Source organism: Bacteroides mediterraneensis (assembly GCF_016900355.1).
GTDB lineage: Bacteria > Bacteroidota > Bacteroidia > Bacteroidales > Bacteroidaceae > Phocaeicola.
In genome coordinates this window covers 74,178-87,067 of record NZ_JACJKA010000010.1, presented here as the reverse complement: position 1 = coordinate 87,067, position 12,890 = coordinate 74,178, and the positions used below count along the sequence as shown (strand labels likewise).

Here is a 12,890-nt window from a genome sequence, read left to right as displayed (position 1 = left end):
TCATGGAGGAGTCAAACTGTTGTCCGTCTTGTCTGCGGCAAACTCGTCCAACCGATCACGGTAACTTTCGGGAATGAGCAGTTCCGGCCAGTCGCTCGCCCCTTGGGATGTAAAAGAGGCACCGGTGTAGCCCAGTTGGAGCGGCTTGCGGCATTTGCTGTCATAACGCCAACGGGCTGTCCGCGCTACACCAAAATCATCTGCATAGTAGCTCCACTCATTGGTTTCGGGGAAATACTGGTAGACCTCCGTAGTGCCTATGAGGGAAATAAACACGCCGGGAGGAAGCCCGATGTCGTCATGGCGCATATTCCGCCAGTTATTGTACACCACGAAACCGATGCCTGCCAACGCACCGGCGATGACGAGCCCTAAGAATGTCCTCCATATCCGCCCGAACATCTTGTATCCCCGGACAACCTCCTCAGGCCGTAGCCTGTCCAAGCTATTCCCATACTTTCCGAGGTATTGGCTGATGACGGCATCGTCCATATCCGGAACGGATTGTTCCGTAAGGCGGTGTTTCATCTTATAGAAAATGTCCGGATTATTCCGGTCAACAAACAGGGGAAGCTTGACGCCCACCCGTATCAGCCCCAAAATCCCTGCCATCGAGGAAGAAACGGATTCCTTGAAGCGCTGCTTCGAGCCTCCGGGCAAGGCAAATTCATAGACGGCCATTGTCGTCAGCTTGCCGTCAGAGTCCTTTTCATCCTTCAGTTCCACCACTTCGGCTTCCGTCAAGATACCTTGCGCAACCGCGTGAAGCTCCGTCTGATGCCTCTTCCAGGTAGCATGGGCAAAGAAGCAAGCCACTGCGATTAAGAAAAGGCCTAATCCACAACCAAACCAAAAATTAATCGGAATCAATGCGCACCAGAAAAGAGCACCTGCCCCGGCTATTACTGCAAAGACAATAACCGTTTCCTTTCGTTGGCTCTTCTTGCTTTCTTTATAGACTTCTTTGCGCAGGTCCTTTTCTTTCATGATACGAATGTTTAATGGATTTGATGACAAAAATAGCATCCTGATGTTTCATCACGGTTACAGCATTGTGAAATATGGCGAATAGCATAAACCAAATTATGGCGGAATATAGATAATTAAGTAATCATTCCTATTTAGTTTATACTATCGACGTATCTGTCATTCTGAGCGTTGTTCTCCCCCGACAAACGGGGGAGCAAAGAGGGGGTTGAAGCGTAGTCGAAGAATCTCACTACATGCACTGCCCAAGGGAATCGTGTCTTTCTGGAGATGTTTCGACTTCGCTTCGCTCCGCTCAACATGACAGGCACACATCATATAAATTAATTTTCAACATTTACTTAACTCCTCAAAAGATAATATCATTTCATTCTTACGACTTACTTATAGCCAAGTAGTTGCCCCAGCAGATTTAACAGGAATTTAACAGCCTCTCATACAGACCTCCCCCCATAAATCGTATCTTTGCACCCGCAATCCATAACTTAACCGGACAATTATGAAACTGAAAGAAATCCTACTGACATCCGCCCTGTTACTGGCTGCCTTCGGCACCGCACAGGCCCAACAACAAACACAGGTCATTGCCCACCGTGGCTTCTGGAAGACGCCCGGCTCGGCACAGAACTCCCTCGCCGCCTTGGTGAAGGCCGACTCTATCCGCTGCTACGGCTCGGAGTTTGATGTCTGGCTCACCAGTGACAACCAACTAGTGGTGAACCACGACGACACCTTCCGGGGCGTCACCATCCAGGATGCCTCCTTGGCTGTCTGCACCGCTGTCCGCCTGGACAATGGCGAAACCCTGCCCACCCTGCGCCAGTACCTGGAGCGTGCCCGCACACTCCACACCCGACTCATCCTCGAACTGAAGTCCCATCGCACGCCCGAACAGGAGACCCGTGCCGTCCAGGGCATCATCCGGATGGTACACGAACTGGGACTGGACGAACGCACAGAGTACATCTCCTTCTCGCGCCACGCCACCCGCGAGTTCATACGCCTCGCCCCGCAAGGCACACCCGTCTACTACCTGGAGGGTGATGCCGACCCGCAAACCCTCAAGGACTGGGGATGTGCCGGAGCCGACTATCACTTCAAGGTCTTCCGCCAACACCCCGAATGGATAGAACAATGCCATCGCCTTGGCCTGAAGGTCAACGCCTGGACTGTCAACAAGGCCGAAGACATGCAATGGCTCATCGACCACGGCGTGGACTTTATCACTACCAATGAACCCGTTTTGCTACAACAGATAAGTAATAAGTAATAAGTAGAGGATGATATGGAGGAGTTAAGAAGTTAAGAAGTTAAGGAGTTAAGAAGTTAAGGAGTTATCACTCCGCTGCGCTCCGTTAGGAGTTAAGCCGATAGTAAGTCAATAAGAACCGTATACACAGAGGTATTGGCTTAACTTCTTAACTCCTTAACTCCTCAAAAGATAATATCATTTCATTCTTGCGACTTACTTACAAGTGCATAAACCTATGATTTCCGACGCCTTTTCCTAAAATTTTGTAGAATATGACAAGAAACGAGCTGGAAATTGCCTGATTAGCAAAAGAACAGCAACTTTGTCCCAATATAAACGAACGTGAACAGCCATCATATAAATGTGTCATGGAAACGAACAAAGTATATCAGATGCCGTTGGCCAAGGTCTATCCCTTGCTGGTTGCCAAGGCCGAACGGAAGGGACGGTCGGAAAGCGAGGTGCGGCAGATTGTGCAATGGCTCACAGGGTACACGCCAGTAGGGTACATTTCTTTGGCTCGGTTTGTTTTTGACAGACTCTCTATCCAAAGATTTATTGCAGAAGATGACAAGTTGCTAAACAGAAGTCGGGTTGTCCCCATGAAGCGTTCTAAATGGTTTACCGCAAGTCTGTAATTCTTTGCATTGCGTTCGTGTCCATCCGCTTCCATCCTGTCTATGAACTTTCGCGCGTAATCGCTGAAGCACGCTTCTTCATCGTCTTTCAACAAGAACTCTATTACTTCCTTTATTTCCCAACAAGTCGCATTCACGCGGTTCAAGCGGTCCGTATATTGCCTGATGAGCATAGCGCAATACTCATTTACAACAGGGTCAGTGAGATCACCACCTTTCGTAATATGAGCAGCGTCTACAATTTTATTTGTTTTAATATAACTGGATTTGCGCTGGTGCGTAATCCTGATGTAAACTGTGTAAAAGCCATCGCTTCTCGGCTTTTTTACCGTTGCTTTAAATGTTGTCATACCTATTTCCTTTTTAGATAAATACAAGAAATTCTTTGGGGTAAACAGGGGTAAACATGATGATTTTTGGGGTAAACATAGAGTAAAACAAATACGCTCATTTGGCTCATTTTTTGATGTCAACTGCACGAACTGTCTTAACGCAACTCAGGCTGTAATTACCGCGTAAATCGGTAGATTACAGCCTGATACAAATCTTAATTGCTATTCTGCCTGAGGGCTTCCAGTCTTAGAGAGTATCCTCTATCGCTGCCTGCGCCGCAGCCAGTCTGGCGATAGGCACGCGGAACGGTGAGCAGCTCACGTAATCCAAACCTACCTTGTGGCAGAACTTCACGGAAGTCGGTTCACCGCCATGCTCGCCGCAGATACCGCATTTCAGGTCGGGACGTACCGAACGGCCTTTGGCTACGGCCATCTCGATGAGCTGTCCCACTCCGTTCTGGTCGAGCACCTGGAACGGGTCGACCTTCAGGATCTTCTTCTCCAGGTACACCGGCAAGAAGGAAGCGATGTCGTCGCGTGAATAGCCGAAGGTCATCTGGGTCAGGTCGTTCGTACCGAAAGAGAAATATTCGGCGTGCGAAGCGATGCGGTCGGCAGTCAGGGCGGCACGCGGCACTTCGATCATGGTACCCACCTTGAACGGGATTTCCACGCCTTCTTCCTTGAACAGCTGGGCAGCCGTAGCACGGATTACCTTTTCCTGTGCCTCAAACTCATACAGGATACCGATGAGCGGCACCATGATTTCCGGATGCGGGTCGTAGCCTTCCTTCTTCAGCTCACAGGCGGCACCTAAGATGGCGCGGGTCTGCATCTCGGTGATTTCCGGATAAGTATTTCCCAAACGGCAACCGCGGTGACCCAGCATCGGGTTGTGCTCGCAGAGGTTGTCCACACGCTGGCGGATGTATTCCACTGTCACGCCCATGGCCTCGGCCATTTCTTCCTGTCCCTTCAGGTCGTGCGGCACGAACTCATGCAACGGCGGGTCGAGCAGACGCACGTTGACCGGCAGTCCGTCCATGGTCTTGAAAATTTCCTTGAAGTCGGCTTTCTGATACGGCAACAGCTTGTCGAGGGCTTTCTTGCGACCTTCCACATCCTCGGCCAGAATCATTTCGCGCATGGCGATAATCTTTTCGTCATCGAAGAACATATGTTCCGTACGGCAGAGTCCGATACCTACGGCCCCGAAACCGCGGGCATCCTGTGCGTTGCGCGGCGTGTCGGCATTAGTACGCACTTTCAGGCGGGCATACTTGTCGCAGAGTTCCATCAGTTCGGCAAAGTGGCCCGACAGTTTGGCCGGCTGGGTCGGGATTTCTCCGGCATACACCTCGCCGTTGGTTCCGTTGATGGAGATGTAGTCGCCTTCCTTCAGCACTACCCCGTCGATTTCTACCGTGCGGGTCTTGTAGTTCACGTTGATGGCTCCGGCACCGGATACGCAGCACTTACCCATACCGCGGGCTACAACAGCTGCATGCGAGGTCATACCTCCGCGGGCGGTCAGGATACCTTCGGCAGCCTGCATACCGGCCAGGTCTTCCGGGGAAGTTTCAATACGTACCAGCACCACGCGGTGACCGCCGTCATGCCATTCGGCGGCATCTTCGGCGAAGAAGACGATGTGTCCGCAGGCAGCTCCTGGAGAGGCCGGCAGACCACGGGTCAGCACGCGAGCACGTCCCAGCGCTTCCTTGTCGAACACCGGATGCAGCAGTTCGTCGAGCTTGTTGGGCTCGCAGCGCAGCAGGGCGGTCTTTTCGTCAATCATACCCTGGTGCAGCATTTCCATGGCGATGCGGACCATGGCGGCACCCGTTCGCTTTCCGTTACGGGTCTGGAGGAACCAAAGTTTGCCTTCCTGCACGGTAAATTCCATGTCCTGCATGTCGCGGTAATGGTTTTCCAGCTTGGTCTGTAGCTCGTCGAGTTCCTTATAAATAGCGGGCATGGCTTCCTCCATGGAAGGATACTTGGCCACACGTTCTTCTTCCGAGATGCCCTGCAGTTCGGCCCAGCGCTGGGAACCGATTTTCGTAATCTGTTGCGGCGTGCGGATACCGGCTACCACGTCTTCCCCTTGGGCGTTGATCAGGTATTCGCCGTTGAACAAATCTTCCCCGGTGGCAGCATCGCGGGAGAAGCAGACACCCGTAGCCGATGTTTCGCCCATGTTACCGAAGACCATGGCCTGCACGTTCACGGCTGTTCCCCACTCTGCCGGAATGCCTTCCATCTTGCGGTAGAGGATGGCGCGCTCGTTCATCCACGAATCGAATACGGCACAGATGGCGCCCCACAGCTGTTCGTAGGCGCATGACGGGAATTCCTGTCCGGTCTGTTTCTTCACAGCCTCCTTGAAGCGGACCACCAGTGTCTTCAGGTCGTCCACGTCGAGCTCGTTGTCCAGACGCACACCCTTGGCCTTCTTCACCTCCTCGATGATGGCTTCAAACGGGTCGATGTCTTCCTTGTTCACAGGTTTCATGCCCAGCACCACGTCGCCGTACATCTGCACAAAGCGGCGGTAAGAATCCCAGGCGAAGCGCGGGTTACCGGTCTTGCGGGCCAGTCCCTCCACTACCTCGTCGTTCAGTCCTAAGTTCAGGATGGTGTCCATCATTCCCGGCATGGATGCTCTGGCACCCGAACGAACGGAAACGAGCAGCGGGTTTTCCACATCGCCGAACTTCGACTTCATCAGGCTCTCCACGCCCTTGATGGATTTCTCCACATCGTCTTTCAGCAAGGCAACCACATCGTCTTTTCCTTTCTCAAAATATTCGTTGCAGACCTCCGTGGTGATGGTAAAGCCCGGAGGTACGGGTACTCCAATCAGATTCATTTCGGCCAGGTTTGCCCCCTTTCCACCCAGCAAGTTTCTCATGTCGGCTTTTCCTTCGGCATGTCCGTTCCCGAAGGTGTAGACTCTTTTCTTTTCCATGTTTTCTTATTGATAAGGTTATTTTAATGTTTTTCGTCGGTTAACTCAACGTGTTTTTCATCGGTCAACGGACGCAAATCTATACATATTTTATTAGATTCCAAATTTTAGAAATATATTCTTCGACATATTTTGCCACATAGACTTTGCAAAATCAACTTCTTTCCAAAACATAGCAGAATGTCAGGAAAAATGTCTAAATTTGCTCCCAAATTGGTTTTATAAAAAAAACGTGGCAAGAAAGAAGAAAGAACTCCCTTTACTGGAGAAAGTAACGATAACAGATGTAGCCGCAGAAGGCAAGGCCGTGGCTAAAGTGAATGAACTGGTAGTGTTTGTCCCGTATGTAGTGCCGGGCGATGTAGTCGATTTACAGGTGAAGCGCAAGAAGAACCATTACGCCGAAGCGGTGGCCGTAAAGTTCTACGAAAAGTCTCCCCTGCGCGTGGAGCCGTTTTGCAGTCACTTCGGTGTGTGCGGAGGATGCAAATGGCAGTGTCTCTCCTACGAGGAACAACTCAAGTACAAACAGAAACAGGTGTTCGACAACCTCACCCGCATCGGGAAGGTGGAACTGCCGGAATTCCGTCCCATCTTAGGCTCGGAAAAGACACGCTTCTACCGCAACAAGCTGGAGTTTACGTTCTCCAACAAGCGCTGGCTCACCGAAGAGGAGGTGAAACAGGACGTGAAGTACGACCAGATGAACGCGGTGGGATTCCACATTCCGGGAGCGTTCGACAAGGTACTGGCCATCGACAAGTGCTGGTTGCAGGACGACATCTCCAACCAGATTCGCAACGCCGTGCGCGACTATGCCTACGCGCACAGTTTCCCGTTCTTCGACCTGCGCTCGCAGGAAGGCTTGCTGCGTAACATCATGATCCGTACCTCGTCTACGGGCGAACTGATGGTGGTGTTGCAGTGCAAGGTGACGAACGACGACGACCGCCGCAAGATGGAGGAAATCCTCCAGTTCATGGCCGACCAGTTCCCGCAGATTACTTCGCTGATGTACGTCATCAACAACAAGTGCAACGATACCATCGGCGACCTCGACGTGGAGGTGTTCAAGGGCAACGACCACATCTTTGAGGAGATGGAGGGACTGCGCTTCAAGGTGGGACCGAAATCGTTCTACCAGACCAATTCCGAACAGGCTTATAATTTATATAAGGTGGCGCGCGAGTTTGCCGAACTCACGGGTAACGAGCTGGTGTATGACCTCTACACGGGTACGGGTACCATCGCCAACTTCGTGGCACGGCAGGCACGCAAGGTGGTGGGCATCGAATATGTGCCCGAGGCCATCGAGGATGCCAAGGTGAACTCGGCCCTGAACGGCATCGACAACACGCTGTTCTATGCGGGCGACATGAAGGACATCCTCACCAACGACTTCATCGCGGAACACGGACGTCCGGATGTCATCATCACCGACCCTCCCCGCGCAGGCATGCACAACGACGTGATCGACGTGATTCTGGCAGCCGAACCGAAACGCATCGTCTACGTGAGCTGCAACCCGGCCACACAGGCACGCGACCTCCAGCTGCTCGACGGCAAGTACAAGGTGACCGCCGTACAGCCGGTCGACATGTTCCCTCACACGCACCACGTGGAGAATGTGGTACGCCTGGACCGCCGTTAAGCGCACCGCATTTACCCAACTGATAACTAACCCAAGATTACGATACACAAAGTGGCAAGAAGAAATACGAACGGCCGGCGTCCCCTTCCGCGGGCTGCCGCCAGATATACGGTCTATCCGGTCACCGAACCGGCAGAACTGATGGAGTTCCTCATGAAGAAGATGGCGGGCATCAGCCGCACACGCGTGAAGGCTCTCCTGTCCAACCGCGTGGTCATGGTGGACAACAACATCCAGACACAGTACAACTATCCCCTCAAGCCGGGCATGAAGGTGCAGGTGAGCCGGGAAAAGCACAACCACGAGTTCCGTCACCCGATGCTGAAAATCCTGTACGAGGATGCGTACCTCATCGTGGTGGAGAAGAAAGAGGGACTGCTCTCCGTGGCTACCGACCACCAGAAGGAACGTACCGCACAGCATATCCTCAATGAGTACGTGAAGCGGGAACACCGCAACAACCGCATCTTCGTGGTGCACCGCCTCGACCGCGAGACGTCGGGCATCATGATGTATGCCAAGGACGAAAAGACGCAGCACACGCTCCGCGACAACTGGCACGACATCGTGTACGACCGCCGCTACGTGGCCATCGTCATGGGCGACATGGAGAAAGACCAGGGCATGGTACGCTCCTGGCTCACCGACCGCAAGCTGTATGTCAGCTCCTCGCCGGTGGACGACGGAGGCAAGCTCTCCATCACGCACTACCGCACCATCAAGCGGGCCAACGGTTACTCGCTCGTGGAGTTGCAATTGGAAACGGGACGCAAGAACCAGATCCGCGTGCACATGCAGACCCTCGGACATCCCATCGTGGGCGATGCACGCTACGGTTGTGAAGCCGACCCCCTCGGACGGTTGGCGCTTCATGCCTTCAAGCTTTGCTTCTACCATCCGCTCACGGGCGAACGCATGGAATTTGAAACACCCTACCCCGGCTCATTCAAGAACCTGATGCTGAGAAAATAAAAACGACACAATGATACAAAACCTGATTTTCGATTTCGGAGGCGTCATTGCCCCGATCAGTCGCGAGAAAGCAGTCGAGGCTTTCAAGCAATTAGGACTGGCCGATGCCGACCAGCGTCTGGACAAATATCACCAGACGGGTATCTTCCAAGAACTGGAAGAAGGCAAGATTACGGCAGACGAATTTCAAACAAAACTGGGCGAACTCTGCGGACGCACACTCACTTGGGAAGAAACACGCCAGGCATGGATGGGCTTCTTTACGGGAGTAGACGGACGCCTGCTCGACTGCCTCAAGGAACTGCGCAAGCGTTACAAGCTGTTCGTGCTGAGCAACACCAACCCTTACGTGATGGACTGGGCCTGCAGTCCGGAATTCTCGCCCAAGGGCAAACCGCTGAACGAGTATTTCGACAAGCTGTATCTCTCCTATCAGATTGGGGTGACCAAGCCCGACCGGCGGATTTTCGACTTCCTGATAGCCGATGCCGGCATCGACCCGGAAGAATCGCTCTTCGTGGACGACGGCCCCGGCAACGTACAGGCGGCACACGTCTTGGGCTTCCAGACGTACTGTCCGCGCAACGGCGAGGACTGGCGCGATGCCCTGATTGCCCTGCTGCAGAAGTCTTGAATACACTCCTGACTCAGATCCACCGAGTTTTTCGGAAGCTGTTTCAGAAATAGAATCCGCATCCGATAGACTCCACTTCCACATAGAATCTCCTGTTTTTACCCGCCCGGAAGACAAACCACAGTAAAAGCAGGAGATTTTTTTGCGCCAATCCCTACCCTCCGTAGGGAAATTCCCCTCCACGAATAGGAAAAATCATTCGTTTGTATGCTTTTTTCCAAATACCTTTGTCACAGAAGGAAACCAAAACACCCAAAGTTATGAAAACAAAGGCAAAAAAATTCATGTATATAGCGATGCTGCTCACACTGACGCTCGCCTTCCCGTCTTGTAACGTGGAAATGGATTTAGGAAACGGCTCACTGGAATACCGCGAACGCACAGGCTACCTCTGCAGCTCCGACTGGCAGGACGACTGGTACGACGACTATGGCTACCACCGCTTCCAGGTGCTGCGCTTCTATCCCGACGGCACGGGCGAAGACTACATCCGCGTGCAGGATGCCTACGGACGATGGGACGAATACCGCTACGATTTCGTGTGGGACTGGTTCGACGCGTTCTACACCAGCATCCGGCTCAACTACGGCGGCGGCGATTTCTCCTACATGGACAACATCCGCCTCGGCAACGGACGACTGGAATGCCAGCTCGACGGTACCTGGGTGAGCTTCCATAATTATTAAAAAAAGAAAGAAAAAAAAGAGATAAAAAAACACGACGAAGAATGAACAAGGTGACAACCAGATTGTTATATAAATAAATCACCAAGCGAATTTCATGTTTTCTTTTTAAGATAATTAATTTTTTAGTTTATTCGTTCAAAAAAAAAACGTATCCTGCCGAAAGACAGCGATACGTTTTTTTATGCAGTGCAAAAAGCCGCACCGGGTCAGGCCATTGTCCCGCCCACGATGTCCAGCAGCTCATTCGTGATGGCCTGCTGACGGCTCTTGTTGTAAATCAAGGTCAGTTCCTGTATCAAGTCATTTGCATTATCCGTGGCAATCTGCATGGCCATCGTACGGGCCGCATGTTCCGAAGCCGTAGAGTCAAGCAGCACGGTGTACAGCTTCAGGCAGAGCACCTTCGGCAAGAGTTCCTGCATCACCTGTTCCGGCGACGGTTCGATGATGTAGTCTGCCTGCATTTCGTCGGCAGCTTCCTCCTTGTCGTCTGCCTTCGCCGCATTCAGTTCCAGCGGGAGATACGTCTCGCGGGTCAGGATCTGCGAAGAAGTCGACTTGAAGTGGTTGTACAACAGTTCTACCTTCTGGATTTCACCGGCAGCAAACTGCTCCATCAGGTTGGCAGCCAGGTCGGCCGCCTCCTTGTAGTTCGGTTTTCCGCTCATGTGCTGGAAGTCGCCGGCCGAAACCACGCCTTTCATCTTCTTCACCGCGTCGGCCACCTTACGGCCTACCGGGTAAATCACGATGTTCTCGCGGCCCACCGTTCCGGCATACTCCTCCACCACCTCGTTCAGGTGACGGATGACGTTCACGTTGAACCCACCGCACAAGCTGCTGTTGGATGCAAATACGACAACGGCCACTTTCTTCACCTCACGCTTCACTGCAAAAGGCGACTCCACGGTCAGCCCCGCGCTCAGGAAATGGTCGAGCATGCGGTGCAGCCGGCGCTCATAAGGAAGCATGTTTTCAATGGCCTCCTGCGCCTTGTGCAGTTTCGACGAGGCCACCATCTTCATCGCCGAAGTGATTTTCAGCGTGCCGTTGATCGAGTTGATTCTTCCTTTAACTTCTTTCAGTGATGCCATGAGGATTATGCTTTAAATTGTCTGGCAGTTTCTGCCGCTACTTTTTCGATAATGGCTGTGACGTCGTCGTTGATCTTTCCAGATGCCAGCACGTCGAGCACGTCGGCCTGGTGGTTCGCACGCAGGGTCGTGAGGAAGGCATCCTGGAACGCACGTACCTTGGCGATAGGAATTTCGCGCATCAGGCTGTGCGTACCACAGTACAGGATGGCTACCTGTTCGCCCACCGGCATCGGTGAGTACTGCGGCTGAATCAGCAGCTGGTTGTTCTTACGTCCGCGGTCGATGGCCATGGCCGTTACAGGGTCCATGTCGCTGCTGAACTTGGAGAAGGCTTCCAGTTCACGATACTGAGCCTGGTCGATTTTCAGCGTACCGGCCACTTTCTTCATACTCTTGATCTGGGCGCTACCACCTACACGGGATACGGAGATACCTACGTTGATGGCCGGACGGAAACCTTGGTTGAACAAGTCGGTTTCCAAGAAAATCTGACCATCGGTAATGGAAATCACGTTGGTCGGGATGTAGGCAGAAACGTCGCCGGCCTGAGTCTCGATAATCGGGAGGGCAGTCAGTGAACCGCCGGCCTTTACCTTGCCTTTCAGGCTGGCAGGCAGGTCGTTCATCTGCTCGGCTACTTCCTGCTGGCTGATGATTTTGGCTGCACGTTCCAACAGACGAGAGTGCAGGTAGAAGATATCACCCGGATAAGCCTCACGTCCGGACGGACGACGCAGAATCAAAGATACCTCACGGTAAGCCACGGCCTGTTTTGACAAGTCATCGTATACCACGAGGGCATGACGGCCGGTATCACGGAAGTATTCACCGATGGCGGCACCCGCAAACGGAGCGAAATACTGCATGGCAGCAGGGTCGGAAGCCGTAGCGGCTACCACGATGGTATAGTCCATGGCACCCTTTTCACGCAGCGCGTTCACGATGCTCGCTACGGTAGAACCTTTCTGACCGATGGCCACATAGATACAGTACACCGGATTTCCGGCTTCAAAGTTCGAACGTTGGTTGATGATGGTATCGATAGCAATGGCCGTCTTCCCGGTCTGACGGTCGCCGATGATCAACTCACGCTGTCCGCGGCCGATAGGAATCATCGCGTCGATGGCCTTCAGACCCGTCTGCAACGGTTCGGTTACCGGCTGACGGAAGATAACTCCCGGTGCCTTACGCTCCAGCGGCATTTCGCAGAGCTCACCGCCAATCTCACCGCGTCCGTCCAAAGGCACGCCCAGAGGGTCGATCACACGTCCTAACATCGATTCGCCCACGTTGATGGAAGCGATATGCTTGGTACGCTTTACAATCATCCCCTCCTTGATCTGGTCGGTCGGACCCAGGAGCACGGCTCCCACGTTGTCCTCCTCCAGATTCATCACCGTTCCCATGATACCGTTTTCAAACTGCAGCAACTCGTTGGCTTCCGCATTACGCAGACCGTAAATACGAGCCACGCCATCGCTCACCTGAAGTACGGTACCTACTTCGTCGAATTTCAGCGAGTTGTCAATCCCCTTCAACTGTTGGAGCAACACCTCTGAAACTTCGCTGGGTTTTATTGTATTTTCTGGCATAGTTCTTTTAATTAATAGTTAAAAGTTAATAGTTAAACACGAGAGACGAAAGCAAGAGTCGTTAAAAGTAAACCT

General features: G+C 52.7%; 10 protein-coding genes and 1 pseudogene. 6 read left to right on the top strand and 5 right to left on the bottom strand.

Annotation, left to right across the window (positions count from 1 at the left end; genetic code table 11):
* On the bottom strand, positions 1 to 987 hold the full coding sequence (locus H6A28_RS07160; protein WP_204479548.1) for a DUF3592 domain-containing protein: 987 nt from the start codon (positions 985 to 987) through the stop codon (positions 1 to 3).
* 499 nt (positions 988 to 1,486) lie between these two features.
* Between H6A28_RS07160 and H6A28_RS07155 the strand changes: the two genes are divergently transcribed.
* Together H6A28_RS07155 and H6A28_RS15155 are read left to right on the top strand one after the other, a co-directional pair.
* Positions 1,487 to 2,257, top strand: coding sequence for a glycerophosphodiester phosphodiesterase family protein (locus H6A28_RS07155; RefSeq protein ID WP_204477266.1), 771 nt, complete (start codon positions 1,487 to 1,489; stop codon positions 2,255 to 2,257).
* 350 nt (positions 2,258 to 2,607) lie between these two features.
* Complete coding sequence (locus H6A28_RS15155) at positions 2,608 to 2,877, top strand: DUF2200 family protein (protein ID WP_345944552.1); 270 nt, start codon at positions 2,608 to 2,610, stop codon at positions 2,875 to 2,877.
* Here H6A28_RS15155 and H6A28_RS15355 read toward each other — a convergent pair.
* A pseudogene (locus H6A28_RS15355) lies at positions 2,853 to 3,227 on the bottom strand (Arm DNA-binding domain-containing protein); the annotation flags it as partial. The gene H6A28_RS15155 and the pseudogene H6A28_RS15355 sit on opposite strands and share 25 nt — an antisense overlap.
* Before the next feature lie 229 nt (positions 3,228 to 3,456).
* Complete coding sequence (ppdK, locus tag H6A28_RS07140; protein WP_204479546.1) at positions 3,457 to 6,183, bottom strand: pyruvate, phosphate dikinase; 2,727 nt, start codon at positions 6,181 to 6,183, stop codon at positions 3,457 to 3,459.
* Between the two features lie 232 nt (positions 6,184 to 6,415).
* Between ppdK and rlmD the strand changes: the two genes are divergently transcribed.
* From rlmD to H6A28_RS07120, 4 genes are all read left to right on the top strand, one after another.
* Complete coding sequence (rlmD, locus tag H6A28_RS07135) at positions 6,416 to 7,834, top strand: 23S rRNA (uracil(1939)-C(5))-methyltransferase RlmD (protein ID WP_204477270.1); 1,419 nt, start codon at positions 6,416 to 6,418, stop codon at positions 7,832 to 7,834.
* 51 nt (positions 7,835 to 7,885) lie between these two features.
* Positions 7,886 to 8,806, top strand: a complete 921-nt coding sequence (locus H6A28_RS07130) for an RluA family pseudouridine synthase (RefSeq protein WP_204477272.1) — start codon at positions 7,886 to 7,888, stop codon at positions 8,804 to 8,806.
* 10 nt (positions 8,807 to 8,816) lie between these two features.
* Positions 8,817 to 9,440, top strand: coding sequence for an HAD family hydrolase (locus tag H6A28_RS07125; protein WP_204479544.1), 624 nt, complete (start codon positions 8,817 to 8,819; stop codon positions 9,438 to 9,440).
* Positions 9,441 to 9,700: 260 nt separating this feature from the next.
* A complete protein-coding gene (locus H6A28_RS07120) occupies positions 9,701 to 10,126 on the top strand; it encodes a hypothetical protein (RefSeq protein ID WP_239465292.1) in 426 nt (141 codons plus the stop codon).
* 206 nt (positions 10,127 to 10,332) lie between these two features.
* On the opposite strand, the gene H6A28_RS07115 is transcribed toward H6A28_RS07120, so the two are convergent.
* Together H6A28_RS07115 and atpA are read right to left on the bottom strand one after the other, a co-directional pair.
* Positions 10,333 to 11,220, bottom strand: a complete 888-nt coding sequence (locus tag H6A28_RS07115; protein WP_204479543.1) for a F0F1 ATP synthase subunit gamma — start codon at positions 11,218 to 11,220, stop codon at positions 10,333 to 10,335.
* 5 nt (positions 11,221 to 11,225) lie between these two features.
* Positions 11,226 to 12,815, bottom strand: coding sequence for a F0F1 ATP synthase subunit alpha (atpA, locus tag H6A28_RS07110; RefSeq protein WP_204476272.1), 1,590 nt, complete (start codon positions 12,813 to 12,815; stop codon positions 11,226 to 11,228).
* Positions 12,816 to 12,890: the final 75 nt, after the last annotated feature.